Origin of the sequence: Lentzea kentuckyensis (assembly GCF_002150765.1) — a bacterium.
Taxonomy (GTDB): domain Bacteria; phylum Actinomycetota; class Actinomycetes; order Mycobacteriales; family Pseudonocardiaceae; genus Lentzea; species Lentzea kentuckyensis.
Genome location: NZ_MUYM01000077.1, coordinates 1 through 18,301, shown reverse-complemented (window position 1 = coordinate 18,301; position 18,301 = coordinate 1). Strand labels below are relative to the sequence as shown.

The window sequence follows — 18,301 nt, the reverse complement described above, 5'->3', positions numbered from 1 at the left end:
TATCCTGGTGAGCATGGCTGGTAAGCAGGACAAGGCGGCTGCCAAGGAAGCGGCGAAGGCTCGCCGCGCGGCATCCCGCGAACGGCGCAAGCAGATCTTCGAGGCGTTCAAGATGCAGCGCCGCGAGGACAAGGCGCTGATTCCGCTGATGCTGGGGGCTGTCCTCGGTGTCACGGCGATCGCCGTGGTCCTGGGCCTGGTCTTCAACGCGGTCTGGATGTTCGTGCCGCTGGGCGTCGCGATCGGCGCGCTGCTGGCCGTGATCATCTTCGGCCGCCGCGTGCAGAGCAACGTCTTCCGCAAGGCCGACGGCCAGCCGGGCGCCGGCGCCTGGGCGCTGGAGAACCTGCGCGGCCGCTGGCGGGTGACCCCCGCCGTCGCGGGCACCACGCAGCTCGACGCCGTGCACCGCGTGCTCGGCCGTCCGGGCGTGGTCCTGGTCGCCGAGGGCTCCCCGCACCGGGTGAAGCCGCTGCTCGCGCAGGAGAAGAAGCGCATCTCGCGCGTCATCGGCGAGACGCCGATCTACGACTTCATCATCGGCACCGAAGAGGGGCAGGTCCCGCTCAAGAAGCTGCAGTCGACGCTGATGAAGCTGCCGCGCAACATCACGGCCGCCCAGGTCGACACGCTCGAGACCCGCCTCTCCGCGCTGGCCAGCCGCGGCGCCGCACTGCCCAAGGGCCCGATGCCGGCGGGCGCCAAGATGCGCAACGTCCAGCGCACGCTGCGCCGTCGCGGGTGACGCACCGCCCCTGAACGTGAAGAGGCCCGCCGCACGAGATGTGCGGCGGGCCTCTTCGTGTTCAGGGGTTTCTAGCGAACCTTGATGACGACGGTCCCGGCGGCCTTGTCGTGCAGGCAGCGGCCGTCGGAGTCCCAGACCAGCGCCGGGATCAGCGGAAAGATCAGGATCGTGCGCAGCAGCGCGCGGGGCAGGTGCACGAACGCCTTGCCGTCGATGCGCGCGACCCGCAGCCCGAACAGCGCGTGCCCCGGCGTGAACCCGAAGAACGCGACGGCGATCACGGTGATGACGAACCAGGCCAGCAGGCTCCAGTTCTTCGGCAGGTCCGGCCGCGTGAACAGCGCGGCGACGCCCGCCGCGAGCAGGAAGTCGGCCAGGATGGCGAACGTGCGCCGGCCGATCGAGGCGATGGAGCCCGGCCCCGTCTCGGGGAAGCCGTGGCGCTCACCACGCCAGCGCTGTTGCGTGCCGTCGTTCGAACCCTCGCCCGGTTCGAGCACGGAGTCGGGTCCTGACAGCCACGAACCGGTCCACTTGCTCACCCCACCAGAGTAAAGCCGTGCTCAACGGGTGAGGACCGGCAGGTCGTCTTGCCTCCTCGGACCACCCCGTTAACACTGGCGAAACATCCGAGTGACGGACGGGCAACACCACCGACATACGGTCGCTCGCGATGACCAGCCGTTGTCCATAGTCAAGGAGTCGACGAGGGTGTTCAAAAATTCCGACGAGGTGCTGAAGTTCATCTCCGACGAGGGCGTCAAGTTCGTCGACGTGCGGTTCAGCGACCTGCCCGGCGTGATGCAGCACTTCACGCTGCCGGCGAAGGCGTTCGACGCCGACGCGATCGAAGAGGGTCTCGCCTTCGACGGCTCCTCCGTGCGCGGCTTCCAGTCCATCCACGAGTCGGACATGCTGCTGCTGCCCGACCTGTACACCGCGCGTCTCGACCCGTTCCGCATCGAGAAGACGCTGATCGTCAACTTCTTCGTGCACGACCCGTTCACGCGTGAGGCGTACAGCCGCGACCCGCGCAACATCGCGCGCAAGGCCGAGCAGTACATCACCGACTCGGGCATCGCCGACACCGCGTACTTCGGTGCCGAGGCCGAGTTCTACATCTTCGACTCGATCCAGTTCGACACCACCGCGAACGGGTCGTTCCACAAGATCGACTCCGAGTCGGGCTGGTGGAACACGGGCCGCGAAGAAGAGGGCGGCAACCTCGGCTACAAGGTGAAGTACAAGGGCGGCTACTTCCCCGTCACGCCGACCGACCACTACGCGGACCTCCGCGACAAGATGGTCCTCAACATGGAGGCGAACGGCTTCGCGGTCGAGCGCGCCCACCACGAGGTCGGCACCGCGGGCCAGGCGGAGATCAACTACCGCTTCAACACGCTGCTGCACGCCGCGGACGACCTGATGCTGTTCAAGTACATCATCAAGAACACCGCGTGGCAGGCCGGCAAGACCGTCACCTTCATGCCGAAGCCCCTCTTCGGCGACAACGGCTCGGGCATGCACACCCACCAGTCGCTGTGGAAGGACGGCGCGCCGCTGTTCCACGACGAGAGCGGCTACGCGGGCCTGTCCGACACCGCCCGCCACTACATCGGCGGCATCCTGCACCACGCGCCGTCGCTGCTGGCCTTCACCAACCCGACGGTGAACTCCTACCACCGCCTGGTCCCCGGCTACGAGGCCCCGGTCTCGCTGGTCTACTCCCAGCGCAACCGCTCGGCGTGCGTCCGCATCCCGATCACGGGCAACAACCCGAAGGCCAAGCGCATCGAGTTCCGCTGCCCCGACTCGTCCGGCAACCCGTACCTCGCCTTCTCGGCGATGGTCATGGCCGGCCTCGACGGCGTGAAGAACAAGATCGAGCCGCCGGCCCCGATCGACAAGGACCTCTACGAGCTCCCGCCCGAGGAGGCCCGCGACGTCAAGCAGGTCCCGGCCACCCTCGACGCGGTGCTGGACAACCTGGAGGCCGACCACGAGTTCCTGCTCGAGGGCGGCGTGTTCACCCCGGACGTGATCGACACCTGGATCTCGTACAAGCGTGAGCAGGAGATCGACCCGCTGCGTCTGCGCCCGAACCCCTACGAGTTCGCGCTCTACTACGACGTGTGATCGACCTCTGAACGAACCTGAGGGCCGGGTGACTGGAAACAGTCACCCGGCCCTCAGTCCGTGTAGCTGCCGAACAACCTCGCACTGCACGCCACACCGCGCGCGTTGGTGATGACACGGACGTCGGACACGACGACACCGGCCTCGGTCCCGGTCGGCAGCCTCATCAGGGCACCACCGTCGATGAGCGGTTCCGAGGAGGTTCCCGCGCCGGACCACTGCCAGAGGCCGTCGGTCACCGTCTCGATCAGGTCCACCCGGTCCAGCTCGACGGTTCTGCCGTCGCCGTAGACGAGCCGGGCTGGTCCTGAGTAGCTGAACATCGCCTCTCCCTGCCAGATCACTCGCGCCACATCACGAGACGCTTCCTCTACACGTGTCCGCGACGCCACGCGTTCGAGCTTTTCGATTTTCATGTCATTTGGGACCACCTCCGCGATGAGGAGCCCGGCGAACGTTCCGCCGGGCCTCCGGTTTCAGCCTCCGCCGCACTCGGACGAAGACCCTCGGCTCACTGGCTCCAGTTCCGCGCCCACCGCGACTTGCGCTCCTCGTCGCGGACGATCCAGTCACGCCCTTCGGTGGCGACAGCCTCGAGCACCCGCAGAGCACTGTCGAATCCGGACGTCTGAGTGACGAGGACGAGGTCCTCGATGCCGTCCACCTCGACGTCAGCCGCGTTGCGAAGGTTCTCCTTGACCTCCGCGATCTTCACCGCGTTGACCAGTGTCAGTTCGAACACCCTGTTGCTCGAACCATCGGTCTCCTCGATCGATGCCGATGCGACCGCGTCGTACGGGAACATTTGGCGTTTCTCGTTCTTCGTGGTGCCGGTGGCGAAGTCGAGGCGAGTCCGCACCGAACGCATGCCGTATCGCGTGAGCAGGAATATCTGCACGTTGTACGCCTCGTAGCGATGCGGACCTTTCGTCACACGTCCACGACGTGCGAATGGCGCGCGCTCGGTGAGCACCACGTGTGTCACGAGGTCCCGCTCGTTGAGATCAGCACGGCGGAGGGCTTCGTCTTTGAGGAACAACTTGTCCAGAGCCATCCAGCGAGCCATCTCGGCATCGCTCGGACGATCGCGCAGAAGCTCCACTCGTTCTTCGTGCGCGACCAGCTCTTTTGCGAACAGGTCGTCGGCGCGCTGGTCGATCAGCACACGCACGCGGGGTCGCGCGAGCAACCGCGCAGCGCCCAGATGTCCCCAGAACGCGACGAACAGCAGCAGGGCTCCCAGGTGACCTTCACGCAGCAGGATAAAAACACCGAACGCGCCGAGTGCGACGCCGGCGCACCTGCCGAGCAGAGCAAATCCCAAGCCGCTAGGCGTCCGCACGTCGTCGTAGCGCTCGCCGGCGCGCCACACGGCGGCAACTCGTTCGACGTGCCAGTCCACCAACCAGGTCACCTCGCCGTGGTGCATGTCCACATCGGAGTACTGCGCGCGCAAACGGCGTTTGAGGTGGTCCCGATATCCAGCCGAATAGCCGAGCCAGTCGCTCCCTTGGCTGTGCTTGCGGAAGCGGTAGTCGACGAGGTTCTCGAGTTTGACGGCTGGCTCTTGCATGTCATCAGGCGCCAGGGCGAACTCGTCCTGAACAGCCGTCGCGTGGAGGAGGTGGGTCTCGCGCGTGATTGCGCATCGAAGCGCCACGTACCCGCCCGCCGCGAACAGCACGAGTCCGGTGACGGCGGCAGCCGACACACCGCTACGCACAACAAGCACAAGAGCCACCACAACCGCAGCGGTGCCGAGGAGCAGGAACCGCCAGTCTCCTGGATCGGAGCGGGCCGGCAATGATTCGTACCTCCGAGGCTGCCGTGGATGAGCCTCGAAGAACTTCCAAGCCCTCTTCACCCTGCCTCGGCTCATTCGTTCCTCAGCAACGGTGCGCTTGCGTTGACTCGCCAGCTTTTCCTGCGCTGCTCCACTGAGGATCAGATCCAGATGCAGGTCGATCTCGGTCTGCCGATCGCCGTCGAGCGCGTGGTAGGCCCGCACCTCATTTTCAGTGGTGCCGCCGGTGAACTCAGCATGCGCGTGGGCGAGGAGATCGATTACAACGGTGAACGCCTCGCTCCACCGGTCCGCAGGTAGCGACGAGCAGAGCTTCCCGACGCGGTGGACCTCCTCTGACAGCTCCGCGGTGATTTCGATGAACGAGCGCTCGCTGAGGATTGACAGGACGTAGTAGTAGGCGCGTTCGGTGGTGATGTCGCGACTCATCACCAAACTGCGGAAGAGCCGTTCGGCATCTCGGGGGTTGCCACCCTCAAGCAGGCGTACGGCGACCTCGTGCTTGCGCTCGGGAGGGTCGTCCGATGAGTAGTTGTAGATCTTCGTGTCGTGCAGGACCGACTCGTGGAACTGAACGCCCACCTGTTGATCCACCTGCGCCGAGTCGGTCGCCTGGTTCTGGTTCTCCACCGTCACCGAGGGCCGCTCGGAATCGGTGGTCACCTCTTGCCCCGGTTCCAGTTGATCGATCCGAGGTTGACGCCGACCTGCTGGTCCACATGGGAGTTGTCACGCGCGATATTGCGGTTGTGCACCACAGGCGCTACAGGCTCGGTCACCTGAGGGGTGCGGCTCGCGCGCGGTTCCAGCGCTGCAGCCAAAGCAGCCGCGAATGCTGCCGCATTGCGTGCCGCGACGTGCTGACTGTTCTCGCCGTCGGTCAGGTCCTTGGTACCGTCAGCGCGATCGCTGATCCCGCGGATGACAGCGACGGGAAGCTGATCACTGAGCGCGGCGGCATGCGCGAATCCGGAACCTTCCATCTCCACAGCAATCGCATCGTTGTACGACTCGCGAATGCGGCATGCGATCGCTGACGTCGTGGAGTTCAGGACGACGTCGCCCACTGCGATCGGCCCGAACTCGACCGACGGCGCATCGAGCTTGGCCTCCGCAGGCAGGAAGTCGTGCCAGTTGTTGTTCCTGGGCAGGCGGCGCGCCGTCTGCTCGATGCGGTGCGAAATCTCCCACGCGCGTGGCCGGACGCGGAAGCCTGTGTCTTCGCTGCGGCCCCCTTGATACGAGTAGATCTTCGTTCCGACCACCACATCACCGATGGCGAGCCAGTCCCTGAGGCCGCCCGCAACCCCGACGAACATCATCGCGGTCGGCGAGAACTCGGTCCTGGCCCGTTCGGTGAGGACGGCCGCAGTCGTGGTGCCAGGCCCGGTGATGCCGACCGCGATGCGGTGGTCCGAGTGGCCCGCGAGCGTGCCGACGTCGAAAATCGTGCCGTCTTCCTGCTTGTGCACTTCGATGTTGTCCAGGTGTTCGAGCACAGCGTCCTGCTCGACGTTGAGCGCAGTCAAAATGACGATCATCGTTCGCTCCAACACGATCTGTTCGCGGAATGAGGGTGAACAACGGCGCCGCAACGGACGCTAGCGCCGTACGGCTGTTTACGTCAATATGACGTAAACTGAGTTCACACCAACGCTCTAGCCGAGCGAATCTCGCTCGCCAAACGTTTATGCAGGTCAGAGCCAGTCTGAGAGGAGTATCGACAGTGTCGGACGGGACATGGCAGGTGCCGACGGTCGCCATCGCCGTGGATCTCGCAGTTCTCACGGTCCGCGAAGGTGCGCTGCAGATCCTGCTGATCGAACGTGGGATTGACCCGTGGCGCGGGCTGCAGGCCCTGCCAGGGGGCTTCCTGGCCGACGACCACGAAACCCTGGACGCTGCCGCCGAACGAGAGCTCGCCGAGGAAACCGGCCTCGACCTCGGTAGCGTTCATCTGGAACAACTGCGAACCTACGGCGCACCCGGCCGCGACCCGAGGGGCAGAGTCGTGACGGTCTGCTACCTGGCGTTCGTTCCCGATCTTCCGACCCCGGACGCGGGAGGCGACGCACGGGCCGCCTCATGGGTGCCGACCAAGATCGCACTCGCCCCGTCGACACAACTGGCGTTCGACCATCAGCGAATAGTTGCCGACGCGGTCGAACGAGCCAGGAGCAAACTCGAGTACACAACACTCGCCACCCGGTTCTGCCCGCCCGAATTCACCGTGGCCGAGCTCCGGCGGGTCTACGAGATCGTCTGGGACGAACCGCTCGACCAGCGGAACTTCCATCGCAAGATCACTGGAGCGGATGGGGTACTCGCACCGACCGGGGAGCAGACGACCCGCCAGGGTGGCCGGCCGGCCGCGCTTTTCCGAGCGGGTCCTGCCGCCACGATGCACCCCGCGATGCTGCGCCCCACCGTTAACTCCTCGCCACGCATGGCACAGGCGCGAGGTGCACGTGATAGTGCTTCACCGTGACGGAATGGACGGTGCACGGCACCCGCAGGATGTACGACTCGGAGTGGATGAGCGTCGACCTCGACGAGGTCGAGATCCCTCAGGGCGAGCGGTTCGAGCATCACGTGCTGCGGTTGCCCTACCCGTCGACAGGGGTCGTGGTCGTCCGGGACGACGACGTCCTGCTGATGTGGCGCCACCGCTTCACCACCGGCGTGTGGGGCTGGGAGATCCCGGCCGGGCGGCTGGAGGCGGGCGAAACTGCCGAGACGGCGGCGATCCGCGAGACCGAGGAAGAGACCGGGTACCGGCCCGCAACAATCGAGCCGTTGATCACCATGAACCCGTTGAACGGCATCAGCAGCCACGTCACGCACGTCTTCGTCGGCACTGACCCGGAGAAGACCGGTGAACACGACCCGGCTGAGGCGGCCAGGGTGGAGTGGGTGCCGCTCAACGAGATCCCGGCGTTGATCCGAAAAGGACAGATCCCCTGCGGCATCACGCTGGCGGCCCTCACCACCTACCTCACGCTGCGGACAACCTAGAGCGGACCTCCATCAGGGCCTCGCCGAGCAGGTTCAGGCCGAGCCACGTCGACGAGTCCGCGGCGCGCGGATCCGTGGCCACCAGGCCGATGCCCCACACGCGGTCCTGCGGGCTGGCCTCGACCAGCACGCGGGAACCCGTGCCCAGCAGGTAGGAACGCAGGGCGGGATCCTGGCCGAACTTCGCCAGGTTGCCCTCCACCACGATCTCCAGGCGGGCAGAAACCCAGGCGGAGTCGTCGAATCCGGAGACGACCCGCCCCAGCGCCTTCGCCTCGGCGGGTGTGCGGGCGGCAAGAACCTGCGCGGCAACAGAAGCATCACCGAACAGCAAGGCCTTGCGCCACATCATGTAGTGCTCTGCCGACGCGAACTGTTGTCCCTCAACGACGAACGAGCACGGCCACCACTGCGACAGGCAGCCCTTGCCGATGCTGCCGTCACGTTCGGGCTGGTGTCCCCAGAAGAACAAGTACTTCACGCGACCAACAGTAGGTCGCCTACGAGCGTTCGTCCGGCGGATTTTCGTCCGGTTCCGGCATCTCCGGCTCGCGCCACGCCTGTGCGCGCGTTGGGCCGCCGGCGCGCAGTTCGTTCGCGAGCTCGCGCTTCAGCTCGTCGTCGCGGGCGGGGCCGTGCTGATCACTTCCACGCTGAGCCACAGGTGCCTCCCAAAGGGTTGAACTCACCCGAGGCGTACCCACTCAGCGCGACCGAATCACTTCGGGATCGGGATGCCCGTCACGGTGATCGCGGCGCCGGTCGGGGCGAACTGGCCGGAGATCGACGAGAACGTCAGCGTGAGCGAGTTCACACCCTGGCCGAGCTTTTCGTCGAGGACGACGGTGCCCTGGGTCGTGGTGCCCTGGGTGACCAAGCCTTCCCACTTGCTGCTCGACGCCGTGTACGTCCGCTTCAGATCGTCCAGGACCGCGATGCCGTCCACGGGGAGGGTCATCCTGGCCTGGGAGGCGTTCGTGGCCGTCACGAAGAGCTTCACACGGCCGTTTGCGGCTTCTACGCGTGTGACCTCTATCGTCAGCATGCCGCGCTGCTGCTTGAAGGAACCCGTCTGCACCTTCACGTCCGCGGAAGGCTCGGTGGTTTCCAGTGCGGCATCGGGCGCCTGGACGCCGTTCGACGTAGTCGTCGTCGCCGTGGTGTTGGGCTGGGCGGTGGAGTTGCTGCCACTGAGTGCAAACTGAATCACACCGAGTAGTGCGAGCACCCCAGCAGCCACACCCGCGATGGTGATCGCGGTCTTTGCTCCGCGCGTGACCCGACGATGCTGCATGACTTCCTCTGTTCGACCCCCGTGACTTGCCCACAGCTCCCCCGCTGGGCGCGCCTAGTCTCATATCGATTGGGTGAAACGTCAATGCGCTAGGGTCCGCGCGTGTCCCAAGAAGTCGCCGAATTCACGGCTCCGCAGCTGCTCACCACCCACATCGTCGACTCGGCGGCCGAGGCTCTCGAAGCGGTTCAGGCCGCTGACGTGCTCGACCTCGGTGTCCGCGTCTACAACCGACTCGTTCCCGACGCCGACGACGCCGAGGCGTTGGAAGAGGAGTGGGTGGTCGAGGTTTACACCAGCGCTCCCGCTGTCGACCCCGACCAGGACGAAGACTGAGCAGCCCAGAAATGGGGGCACCCCGGCAGGAGTGCCCCCAAACCTGAAAACAAACCTGAAGCTTTCAGACCGTTAGTACGACTTTTCCACGCACGTGCCCGCCTTCGAGGAGCTTGTGCGCCTTCACCGCGTCTGCCAGCGGGAACGTCTGCTGCACCTCGACTCGTATCGCACCGGCCGCCACCCGATCCACCAGCCACTGCGTCTGTTCCGCGTTGGGACGCGCCCAGGTGTTGATCACACCGTGCTCCAGCGCCCGCGGCCCGTCCACAATGGACGTCATCCGCGCCCGGTCGCGCACCAGCTGCAACGACTGGTCGAACGCGAGCCCACCGACGTTGTCGACCACCACGTCGACCAGGCCGTCACCGCCGATCAGCTCGGCCACCACGTCCACCAGCGCGTCGCCGTAAGCGACCGGTTCGGCTCCGAGTGACCGCACGAAGTCGTGGTTTCGCGGCGACGCCGTACCGAGTACCCGCGCGGCACCGAGCTCACGCGCGATCTGCACCTGAAGATGCCCGACACCACCCGCGGCGGCGTGCACCAGCACGACATCACCGGCGCCGGTGCCGACGGCCTTCAACGCCTGCAACGCCGTCAGCCCGGCCAGCGGCAGCGCGGCGGCCGTCACGAAGTCCACGGTGGACGGTTTGCGCGCGATCATCCGGTCCGGCAGCGCGACGAGCTCGGCGTAGGTGCCGAACTGCACGTGGTCCTTGCGGGCGTAGGCGAGGATCTCGTCGCCCGGCTGCCAGTCCTGCACGCCGATGCCGACCGCCCGCACCACGCCGGCGACGTCCCAGCCGGGGATCAACGGCAGGTGATGCGGCATCAGCCCCTGCAGGTAGCCGGCTCTGATCTTGAAGTCCACCGGGTTCACCCCGGCCGCCTTGACCTCCACCAGGACCTGGTCTGGTCCGAGCAGGGGATCGGGCAGCTCCTGCCACGACATGACGTCGGCATCGCCGAACCGGGTAAACGCGATCGCTTTCACAACTTCTCACCGTAAAACACTCGCTCCGCTACCGCACGTGCACGGCGCGTGGTCCGGCGGTACTCCTCCAGGAACACGCCCGGATCGCCGTTGGGCTGATAGCCCATGACGGAGGCGACGGCGACAAGATCACGACCGGACGTCGGCAGCTGGTCGGAAGCCTTCCCCCGCACCAACGTCACGGCGTTGCGCGCGTGCGTCGCGAGGTTCCACGCCGCGGTCAGGGCAGCGGCGTCGGCGGCGGCCAGCAAGCCGGCCTCGACCGCGGCCGCCATCGCGGCCATCGTGGACGGTGTGCGCAGGCCGGGAACAGTGCCGGAGTGCTGCAGCTGCAACAGCTGCACGGTCCACTCGACGTCCGCGAGCCCACCCCGGCCGAGCTTCGTGTGCGTGCTCGGGTCGGCACCGCGCGGCAGCCGTTCGGCGTCCACCCGTGCCTTGATCCGCCGGATCTCCCGCACCGACGCCGCGTCCAGCCCCTCGGCCGGATACCGCAGCGGCTCGATCAACGCCTCGAACTCGGCGCCCAGGGAAGCATCGCCCGCGATGAACCGTGCCCGCAGCAGCGCCTGCTTCTCCCAGATCTCCGCCCACTGCCGGTAGTACGCGCGGTACGAGTCCAGCGTCCGTACCAGCGGCCCCTGCCTGCCCTCTGGCCGCAGATCCGTGTCGACCTGCAGCGGCGGGTCCTGCGACGGCGCGCCGAGCAGCCGCCGGATGTTCTCCACGATGCCGCTCGCCCACTTCGCCGCCTCGGCGTCGGACACGCCCTCGAGCGGCCGGCACACGAACATCACGTCCGCGTCCGAGCCGTACCCGAGCTCGTGGCCGCCGAGCCGGCCCATGCCGATCACGGCGAGCGCCGCGACGGGTTCGCCGGCCGCGCGCACCGCCGCGTCCAACGCGCTCTGCAGCACCGCGCCCCACACCTCGGACAGCGAGACACACACCGTCTCTATCGGCATGAACCCCAACAGGTCCGCGGCCGCGACCCGCAACATCTCGTGCCGCCGCAACGACCGTGCGGCGGCAACCGCACGTGGCAGGTCGTCGTACCGGGAAACTGCGCTGCGCAAAGGATTCCCGATGGAGTGCGGATCACGGCCGACCAACGCGTCGGTGTCCGCCAGCAGCCGCAACACCTCCGGCGCCCGCACCAGCAGTTCCGGCACGAACCGCGAGGTCCCGAGCAGCACCGCGAGCCGTTCGACGACAGCGCCCTCATCGCGCAGAAGCCGCAGGTACCAGGGGGTTTCCGCGAGCGCCTCGGACACCTTCCGGTACGCCAGCAGCCCGCCGTCCGGATCGGGCGTTCCGGCGAACAGGTCCAGCAGCACCGGCAGCAACGCGCCCTGGATGCGGGCGCGCCGTGAAACACCGTGCGTCAACGCCTGGATGTGCCGCAACGCGCCGTCGGACGAGGTGTAGCCCAACGCCGCGAGCCGGGCCACGGCCTCCTTGGTGGTCAGCCGCAACGCCTCCGTCGACACGCCGGCCACGGACTGCAGCAGCGGCCGGTAGAAGAGCTTCTCGTGCAGCCGCCGGACCTGGTTGGCGTGCTTGCGGAACTCCGCGAGCAGCACCAGGCTCTCCGACTTCTGCCCGTCCGCCGCCAGGCCGGCCGAACGCGCTAGCCAGCGCAACGCCGCGGTGTCGTCGTCTGCGGGGAAGAGGTGCGTGCGCAGTAAACGCTGCAACTGCAGACGGTGCTCCAACGTGCGGAGGAACCGGTAAGAGCGCCCGAAGTCCGCGGCGTCGTTGCGCCCGACGTACCCACCCCTGCCCAACGCGGCCAACGCGGAAGTCGTCGCCTGAATGCGCAGCTCTTCGTCAGAACGACCGTGCACGAGCTGCAGCAGCTGCACCGCGAACTCGACGTCACGCAGACCACCGCGACCGAGCTTCAACTCCCGGTCGGCCAGCCCGGACGGCACGTGATCCTCGACGCGGCGGCGCATCGCCTGCACGTCCTCGACGAAGTTCTCGCGCTCGGCCGCCGTCCACACGTACGGCCGCACGACGTCGAGGTACGCCTGCCCCAGCTCGGCGTCGCCCGCGACCGGCCGCGCCTTCAGCAGCGCCTGGAACTCCCAGGTCCGCGCCCACTTCTTGTAGTAGGAGGCGTGCCCGTCCAACGTGCGGACCAGCGCCCCCGCCTTGCCCTCCGGCCGCAGGGCCGCGTCGACCTCGAAGCACGACTGGCCGGCGATCTGCATCATCGTGCTGGCCAACCGCGTCGCCACGCCCAGATCGCCCTCGGCGACGAACACGACGTCGACGTCACTCACGTAGTTCAGCTCGTTCGCACCGCACTTGCCCATCGCGATCACGGCGAGTTGGCAGCGGTCCGCATTGTTGACGCGCTCCGACGCGAGCTTCAACGACGCCCGTAGAGCAGACACGGCGAGATCGGACAGCTGCGCGGCCACGATGTCGTACGGGACGAACGGCAGTGAGGACTCAACGACGTGTGCCAGGTCGTTTGCTGCGACGACCAGCAGCTTCGCCCGGTACTCCGTGCGCAACACGTCGCCGTCCGCCAGGTCCAGCGACACGTCGACCTCGCCGGTGAGCGAGCGCCACCGGTCCGGGTTCGCGACGAGGTAGTCCGACAACGCCGTCGACGACCCCAGCACGGCCAACAGACGGCCGCGCACCATGACGTCCTCGTGCAGCGCGGCCGACAGCGCGGCCCAGTCGGCGACCGCTTGGAGCCGCTCCAATCCGCGCAACGCGAGGTCTGGATCCGGACAACGGGACAGCGCGAACAGCACAGGGTCGGAGCCGTCGGCAGGGCGGCGGTCAGCCCACAGGCCGAGGCCGCGCAGCACTTCCTCGCTGCGCGGCTCGGTGAGCCCGAATCTTGCTGGTGAAGAGTGGCGGACTGGTTCGCTCATCAGGAGCCAACCTAGTCCTCACAGCATCAGAAGACGATCAGAGAGAGCCCGTAGAGCACGACTGCGACGCACCCGGCGAAGCTCGCGTACGCGGGAACCTTCTTGTCGCTCGACAACGCACGAATACCGAACACGAACAGCGTGACGACCAGCAACGTCACCAGCAGCGTGGCACCGAAGACCTGGAGCAGCGCTTCCCACTTGATCGTCATGCCGCCACCTTGTGCAGCTCGGCCTGCGCGGCCACCTCGTCGACGATGTGCTCGGGCTTCACCGGCTCACGCCGCGACAGGATCCAGATGCCGAGCGACACCGCGCCGCCGACGACGGCGACCCCGACGATCCCGCCGGTGCCCGTCGACGCCCACTTGCCCGCGATGGCACCGACGATGCCGGCGGCGGGCAGCGTGAGCAGCCAGCCCGCGGCCATCTTGCCCATGGTCCCCCACTTGACCCCGTGGCGGTCGCGGCCCAGGCCGGAGCCCATGATGCCGCCGGACGCCACGTGCGTGGTGGACAGCGCGAAGCCGAGGTGCGACGACGCGAGGATCGCCGCGGCGGTCGAGGTCTGCGCCGCGAAGCCCTGGGCGGGCTCGATCGTCGTCAGGCCGCGGCCGAGCGTGTGCGTGATGCGCCAGCCGCCGAGGTACGTGCCGAGCGCGATCGCGAGAGCGGCGCTGACGATCACCCAGGTGGGCGGTGCCGAGCCGGGCGCGAGGGAACCGGACGTGATCAGCGCCAGCGTGATGATGCCCATGGTCTTCTGCGCGTCGTTGGTGCCGTGCGCGAGGGAGACCAGCGAGGCGGACGCGACCTGGCCGACCTTGAAGCCGGTGTTCGAGACGCGCGGGTCCGTCGCCTTCTTGAGCCGGTAGACGACGATCGTGGCGAGGGCCGCGACCAGGCCGGCGACCAGCGGCGCGACGACCGCGGGCACCAGCACCTTGTCGACGACCTTGGCGAAGTGGATGGCGTCCACACCGGACGCGACCCACGCGGCACCGATCAGGCCACCGAACAACGCGTGCGAGGAGCTCGACGGCAGCCCGGCGTACCAGGTGACCAGGTTCCACATGATCGCGCCGACCAGCCCGCCGAAGATGACCGCGGGCGTGATCTGAGCGTCGTCGACGATGCCGCCGGAGATGGTCTTCGCCACCTCGACCGAGAGGAACGCCCCAACGAGGTTGAGAACCGCCGACAACGCGACCGCCGTACGGGGCTTCAAGGCACCGGTGGCGATGGAGGTGGCCATGGCGTTGGCCGTGTCGTGGAACCCGTTGGTGAAGTCGAAGATGAGAGCAGTGACAACGACGATGATCACTACAAGTGCGGGATCCACACTGATCCTCCGGCTGGATCGAACAAGCTGTCCAGGAGATTACGGTACCGTCAACGGAGGATGTCTTAAAACCTACGAAAGTAACGTCACACCAACGGAAGTTGTGTGCCCAAACTTCCTGCGGGCGACAGTTCTCCCCGCACCAGCTTGGCGAATCTGGTGACGAACGGCTGCCACACCTCTTCGAAGTCGCGATGGGCCTCCGCGAGGAAGTCCTGGTCGAAGTGGTGCGGCCGCGCGCACGCAGCCGATTCAGGATCCTTCGCCGCCCAGTTCAAGACGATTTCCGGGGTCGTCTCGATGTGGAACTGGAGACCGTAAGCACTCGTTCCCACCCGAAAGGCTTGATTCGGGTATTTGGGAGAGGCCGCGAGGTGTTCCGCGCCGGGCGGCAGCAGGTGCACTTCGTCACTGTGGAACTGCAGCACGTCAGGCGTGAACGGCAGGTCCGCGAACAGCGGGTCGGTGCCGGCCGCGTCCCGCTTCGCCACCAGCAACACCCCGACCTCCGGCCCTTGTGGACCCTTGCGCACCTGGCCGCCGGTCGCGGCCGCGAGCAACTGCGCGCCGAGGCAGATCGCGAGCGTGGGAAGCCTCTTCGCCACTGCGCTCGAGAGCAGGCGACGGGCGTCGGCGAGCCACGGGTGGTCGAGGTCGTCCAGCGCGCCCATCTCACCGCCGAGGCAGACCACGCCCTGATAGCCGTCCAGGTTCTCCGGCGCCGGCTCGTCCTTCAACGACACGAGGTGCAGCTCGATGCCGTCAGCCTCCAGCCACTCGCCGAGCTTGGCCAACGGGTCGGACTGCGAGGGCTGCAGGACGAGCAAACGCGGTGCGGTCACGCATGTGAGCCTATGTCGGCTTCACTCAGCAATGACACGCGACCTTAGAAACACCCGCTCCGACCAGCTGATCCGACTCGACCGGGTAGCCCGCCTCCCGCCACGCCGTGATGCCTCCGGAGAGCCGCTTCACCCGGAACCCCCGCTGTGCGAGTGCGAGCGCACCCTTGGTGGCGGCGTTGCACTGGAAGCTCTCGCAGTAACAGATGTAGACCAGGTCAGGGTCGAGGTCGAGCTGTTCGGGCAGGTCGCGGTAGGGCAGGTTGATCGCACCGGGAATCCGCGCCTGGGCGAACGCCTCCGGTGCACGCGTTTCCACGAGGACGTACCCCCGCACGTTGCCGTCCTGGAGGTCGCGGTGCACGTCGTCGGGATCCGCCTCGAACGCGAGCTCGGCGGCGAAGAAGGTGGCCGCGGTGTGCGGGTCGGCGGCGGGGAAGCGCAGTGCGTTCGTCATGCCTTTGATCCTGCTTGGACCGATCCACTTCGGACATGCGGAAGTCCAGGCGTTCAACGCGTTCTGCTTATGATTTCCAGGTGGAACTCGACGCCGTGGACTGGAAGATCCTCTCGCTGCTGCAGGCCGACGGGCGCATGTCGTTCACGGCGCTCGGCCGCGAGGTGTCGCTGTCCGCGCCCGCGGTGACCGAACGGGTCCGGCGCCTGGAGTCGTTGGGTGTGATCACCGGCTTCGTCGCGGTGGTGTCGCCCGCCCGGCTCGGCCTGCCGATCGAGTCGATCGTGCGCGTGCGGGTGCGGTCGCTGGACACGCCTCGGTTCCGGTCGCACGTCCTGGTGCTGCCGCAGATCCTCGATGCGGACCACGTGACCGGGGATGACTGCTGGCTGCTGCGCGTCGTCTGCCGGTCGATGGTCGAGCTCGAGGAACTCGTCGAGGTGATGCAGCGCTACGGCGACACCACCACCTCGCTCGTGTTCTCCTCACACGTCCGGAACCGCCCGGTGTCCTCAGAGCTCTTCAGCTGACCACTTGTACTCGGACCAGTCCGAGACGTGCCGGAACCCGATGCCCTGGTAGACGGAGTTCGCCGTCGGGTTCGCCAGGTCCGCCGTCAGCACGACGTGATCGGTCCCCGCTCCGTACGCCCACTGACTGACCGCCGCCGTGGCCGCGGCTCCGTACCCCTTCCGGCGGTGTTCGGGCGGGGTGTAGACCGGGCCGACCCGCGACACCCCCGCGACCGGTTCGGTGCTGCCCGCCCACGAGACCGGTTCACCGTCGACCAGCCAGATGACGTGACCGGCCGGCATGGCCCGGCTGCCGCGCATCACGTTCTCCGCTTCGTCGCGCTCGAGTCCGTCGAGCTCCGCGACGAACCGGGTCCACCACTCGGAGATCAGGTCGTCGTCCTCGGCGGTGGCGAGCCGCGACTCCCCCGGTACGTCGGGGACGACGAGGTCGTCCAGGTGATAGAGCCGGAGCCGGTAGGTCTCGTGGCCGCCTTCGCGCCACACGGTTCGGAACGTCTCCACGCGGTCCACCGGGCCCGTGACGGCGTCGATCGGTTGCCCCCGCAGGACCTCGGCCACGAACGGTGCCGCGGCGGGTGGCATGGCAGCGACGTGGAGCGGGCGGTCCTGCATGCGGGTGACCGCGCCGACCAGGCTTCCGTTGTCGTGCAGGGAGATCAGCGCCGCCGGCTGCCGCAGCCCGCGTCGGGCGGAGTCCACTGTGGTCAGATGCACGCTGTGGTGCACCGGGTCGGCGTCGAGGTAGGCGCCGGCGACCGCGAGGAAGTCTTCGAGGTTGTCGTGGGTCAGTGCTTCCACCAGAACTCCGCCCAGTCGTCGAGTGGCTGGTAGCCGATGCGTTGGTAGATCGAGTTCGAGACGGGGTTGGTCAGGTCCGCGAAGAGCAGGACCTCGGTGGCACCCTGGTCCAACGCCCACTGGCTGACCATCGCGCTGACCGCGGCGCCGTAGCCGTGCTTGCGGTGCTCGGGCGGGGTGTAGACCGGACCGACGCGGGTCATGCCGACCTGCGGGAGGCTGCCCACGGCCCAGGCGACCGGTGTGCCGTCGATCTCCCAGAGCACGTGGCCGTTGCCGAGGCGCAGGGAGTCGCGCATGGCGTCGGTCGAGCCCAGGTCCGGCGCTTCCGGCACCGCTTCCCGGACGAACGCCTTGCGCCACGCGCCGAGGAGTTCGACGTCGTCCTCGGTGGCCAGGCGGCCGGACCCCTCGACGGCAGGCGGAACCAGGGTGCCGAGGCGGTACAGCCTGGTGGCCAGCGACTCGGTGAAGTTCGTGCCCGTCGCTGTGGCGAACGCCTCCGACTTCGCCCGCGGGCCCGTGACCCCTGGGGCATCCGGATCGATGTCCTTGACGATCTCCGCCGCGAGATTCACCGCTTCGAGTGGAAGATCGGCTGCCTGGAACGGCCAGGGCGGGGTGCGGATCAGGGAGCCGATCACCTCGCCGTTGTCGTGGAAGGTGATCAGGATCGGCTTTTGCTCGTCGCCCGGCAGCCGGCGGAGGCGGTCGAGTGAGGTCAGGGCAATGGTGTTCCGCACCGGATCGGCTGCGAGCCGATCGTGGGTGGCGGCGTCGAACGACTCCAGAGTTGCGTGCACGACCGCGTCCATGGGTTCATCAGATCAGGGCGGGCAAGCGAAAATCTGGCCGGACATGCAGAAGACCCCTGAGGGGAGCACCGAAGTGCTCGACCCTCAGGGGTCTTCTGAAAGATTGTCCGGCGGCGACCTACTCTCCCACACCGTAACCAGTGCAGTACCATCGGCGCAGAAGGGCTTAACTACCGGGTTCGGAATGGGACCGGGTGTTTCCCCAACGCTATAACCACCGAAACTCTGTGGAGTTGTACCTGCGGCGATCGGTATGCCGCTCGGTTCTTCCAGAACCGCACAGT

General features: G+C 67.3%; 21 protein-coding genes and 1 rRNA gene. 6 read left to right on the top strand and 16 right to left on the bottom strand.

Annotated features, from left to right (window positions below):
- The first annotated feature begins 13 nt into the window (after positions 1-13).
- Positions 14-745 carry a DUF4191 domain-containing protein gene (locus tag B0F77_RS32850; RefSeq protein WP_086666914.1) on the top strand — a complete coding sequence of 244 codons (732 nt, stop codon included), beginning with the start codon at positions 14-16 and terminating at the stop codon, positions 743-745.
- A 71-nt stretch (positions 746-816) separates the two neighbouring features.
- Here the strand turns inward: B0F77_RS32850 and B0F77_RS32845 are convergent, their stop codons facing one another.
- A complete protein-coding gene (locus B0F77_RS32845) occupies positions 817-1,290 on the bottom strand; it encodes an RDD family protein (protein WP_086666913.1) in 474 nt (157 codons plus the stop codon).
- 169 nt (positions 1,291-1,459) lie between these two features.
- On the opposite strand from B0F77_RS32845, the gene glnA reads away from it, so the two are divergent.
- Positions 1,460-2,884, top strand: a complete 1,425-nt coding sequence (glnA, locus tag B0F77_RS32840; RefSeq protein WP_086666912.1) for a type I glutamate--ammonia ligase — start codon at positions 1,460-1,462, stop codon at positions 2,882-2,884.
- 53 nt (positions 2,885-2,937) lie between these two features.
- Here the strand turns inward: glnA and B0F77_RS32835 are convergent, their stop codons facing one another.
- From B0F77_RS32835 to B0F77_RS32825, 3 genes are all read right to left on the bottom strand, one after another.
- Entirely contained in the window at positions 2,938-3,207 is a 270-nt protein-coding gene (locus tag B0F77_RS32835; protein WP_143467008.1) for a hypothetical protein, read from the bottom strand.
- Between the two features lie 188 nt (positions 3,208-3,395).
- A complete protein-coding gene (locus tag B0F77_RS32830) occupies positions 3,396-5,351 on the bottom strand; it encodes a hypothetical protein (RefSeq protein WP_086666910.1) in 1,956 nt (651 codons plus the stop codon).
- Positions 5,348-6,229 carry a 5'-methylthioadenosine/S-adenosylhomocysteine nucleosidase gene (locus B0F77_RS32825; protein WP_086666909.1) on the bottom strand — a complete coding sequence of 294 codons (882 nt, stop codon included), beginning with the start codon at positions 6,227-6,229 and terminating at the stop codon, positions 5,348-5,350. Before B0F77_RS32825 ends, B0F77_RS32830 begins: the two co-directional genes overlap by 4 nt.
- Positions 6,230-6,414: 185 nt before the next feature.
- Here B0F77_RS32825 and B0F77_RS32820 point away from each other — a divergent pair, with 185 nt between their 5' ends.
- Positions 6,415-7,176: an NUDIX hydrolase gene (locus B0F77_RS32820; RefSeq protein ID WP_245848946.1), complete on the top strand. Its 762-nt coding sequence runs from the start codon at positions 6,415-6,417 to the stop codon at positions 7,174-7,176.
- Positions 7,173-7,703 carry an NUDIX hydrolase gene (locus B0F77_RS32815; protein WP_086666907.1) on the top strand — a complete coding sequence of 177 codons (531 nt, stop codon included), beginning with the start codon at positions 7,173-7,175 and terminating at the stop codon, positions 7,701-7,703. Before B0F77_RS32820 ends, B0F77_RS32815 begins: the two co-directional genes overlap by 4 nt.
- On the opposite strand, the gene B0F77_RS32810 is transcribed toward B0F77_RS32815, so the two are convergent.
- From B0F77_RS32810 to B0F77_RS32805, 3 genes are read right to left on the bottom strand one after another with little or no spacing between them, the layout of a single operon-like run.
- Positions 7,684-8,184: a riboflavin biosynthesis intermediates N-glycosidase gene (locus B0F77_RS32810; RefSeq protein ID WP_342746863.1), complete on the bottom strand. Its 501-nt coding sequence runs from the start codon at positions 8,182-8,184 to the stop codon at positions 7,684-7,686. The two genes, B0F77_RS32815 and B0F77_RS32810, sit on opposite strands and share 20 nt — an antisense overlap.
- A gap of 19 nt (positions 8,185-8,203) precedes the next feature.
- Positions 8,204-8,365 (bottom strand): hypothetical protein, encoded by a 162-nt coding sequence (locus B0F77_RS48760; protein WP_169731016.1) that lies wholly within the window; start codon positions 8,363-8,365, stop codon positions 8,204-8,206.
- A 56-nt stretch (positions 8,366-8,421) separates the two neighbouring features.
- Entirely contained in the window at positions 8,422-8,913 is a 492-nt protein-coding gene (locus B0F77_RS32805) for a hypothetical protein (protein WP_143467007.1), read from the bottom strand.
- Between the two features lie 186 nt (positions 8,914-9,099).
- Between B0F77_RS32805 and B0F77_RS32800 the strand changes: the two genes are divergently transcribed.
- Positions 9,100-9,333, top strand: a complete 234-nt coding sequence (locus tag B0F77_RS32800; protein WP_086666904.1) for a hypothetical protein — start codon at positions 9,100-9,102, stop codon at positions 9,331-9,333.
- Positions 9,334-9,397: 64 nt separating this feature from the next.
- Here B0F77_RS32800 and B0F77_RS32795 read toward each other — a convergent pair whose 3' ends face one another.
- The 6 genes from B0F77_RS32795 to B0F77_RS32770 form a co-directional block, all read right to left on the bottom strand.
- Positions 9,398-10,330 (bottom strand): NADP-dependent oxidoreductase, encoded by a 933-nt coding sequence (locus tag B0F77_RS32795; protein ID WP_169731015.1) that lies wholly within the window; start codon positions 10,328-10,330, stop codon positions 9,398-9,400.
- Entirely contained in the window at positions 10,327-13,227 is a 2,901-nt protein-coding gene (locus tag B0F77_RS32790) for a bifunctional [glutamine synthetase] adenylyltransferase/[glutamine synthetase]-adenylyl-L-tyrosine phosphorylase (protein ID WP_086666903.1), read from the bottom strand. Before B0F77_RS32790 ends, B0F77_RS32795 begins: the two co-directional genes overlap by 4 nt.
- A 26-nt stretch (positions 13,228-13,253) precedes the next feature.
- Complete coding sequence (locus B0F77_RS32785) at positions 13,254-13,439, bottom strand: hypothetical protein (protein ID WP_086666902.1); 186 nt, start codon at positions 13,437-13,439, stop codon at positions 13,254-13,256.
- Positions 13,436-14,569, bottom strand: coding sequence for an inorganic phosphate transporter (locus B0F77_RS32780; protein WP_086666901.1), 1,134 nt, complete (start codon positions 14,567-14,569; stop codon positions 13,436-13,438). The genes B0F77_RS32785 and B0F77_RS32780 overlap by 4 nt, the downstream gene beginning before the upstream one ends.
- Positions 14,570-14,655: 86 nt before the next feature.
- Entirely contained in the window at positions 14,656-15,411 is a 756-nt protein-coding gene (locus tag B0F77_RS32775) for a type 1 glutamine amidotransferase (protein ID WP_086666900.1), read from the bottom strand.
- 25 nt (positions 15,412-15,436) lie between these two features.
- On the bottom strand, positions 15,437-15,868 hold the full coding sequence (locus B0F77_RS32770; protein ID WP_086666899.1) for a rhodanese-like domain-containing protein: 432 nt from the start codon (positions 15,866-15,868) through the stop codon (positions 15,437-15,439).
- An 80-nt stretch (positions 15,869-15,948) separates the two neighbouring features.
- Here B0F77_RS32770 and B0F77_RS32765 point away from each other — a divergent pair, with 80 nt between their 5' ends.
- Positions 15,949-16,398 (top strand): Lrp/AsnC family transcriptional regulator, encoded by a 450-nt coding sequence (locus tag B0F77_RS32765; RefSeq protein ID WP_086666898.1) that lies wholly within the window; start codon positions 15,949-15,951, stop codon positions 16,396-16,398.
- On the opposite strand, the gene B0F77_RS32760 is transcribed toward B0F77_RS32765, so the two are convergent.
- The 3 genes from B0F77_RS32760 to rrf all read right to left on the bottom strand — a co-directional run bounded on the left by B0F77_RS32760 (position 16,381) and on the right by rrf (position 18,239).
- Positions 16,381-17,202 carry a GNAT family N-acetyltransferase gene (locus B0F77_RS32760; RefSeq protein ID WP_086666897.1) on the bottom strand — a complete coding sequence of 274 codons (822 nt, stop codon included), beginning with the start codon at positions 17,200-17,202 and terminating at the stop codon, positions 16,381-16,383. The genes B0F77_RS32765 and B0F77_RS32760 overlap by 18 nt on opposite strands.
- Entirely contained in the window at positions 17,190-18,005 is an 816-nt protein-coding gene (locus tag B0F77_RS32755) for a GNAT family N-acetyltransferase (protein ID WP_211294167.1), read from the bottom strand. Before B0F77_RS32755 ends, B0F77_RS32760 begins: the two co-directional genes overlap by 13 nt.
- 117 nt (positions 18,006-18,122) lie before the next feature.
- A 5S ribosomal RNA gene (gene rrf / locus B0F77_RS32750) occupies positions 18,123-18,239 on the bottom strand.
- Positions 18,240-18,301: the final 62 nt, after the last annotated feature.